1 pseudogene is annotated in these 326 nt (G+C 65.3%); it reads left to right on the forward strand.

What is annotated here, in order from left to right:
- A pseudogene (locus SB754_RS19625) lies at window positions 1-247 on the forward strand (RNA polymerase-binding protein RbpA); the annotation flags it as partial.
- Window positions 248-326 lie beyond the last annotated feature (79 nt).

Here is a 326-nt window from a genome sequence, read left to right on the forward strand (position 1 = left end):
CTGCGAGGATGGCGAACGGGTATTTGTGACGGTCGCCGCCGAGGCCGACGTTCCTCCGGTATGGGTTTCCAAGACCGGCAAGGAAGCCCTCCTGGTGGATGGCGAGAAGCCCGACACCAGCAATGACAAGCCGGTCCGTACGCACTGGGACATGCTGCTGGAGCGGCGCAGCATTGAAGAGCTCGAGCAGATCCTCCAGGACCGCCTCACGATCCTGCGTGAACGCCGCGGAGAGCGCGCTTCAGCATCCAAGTCGCGTCCACGGTTCGGCGGCCCCGCCATGCGGGCTGCCGCCGAAGTTGATGCAATGACAGAGGGAGGGCGGC

This window comes from Leifsonia sp. SIMBA_070 (genome assembly GCF_046534635.1).
GTDB lineage: Bacteria > Actinomycetota > Actinomycetes > Actinomycetales > Microbacteriaceae > Leifsonia.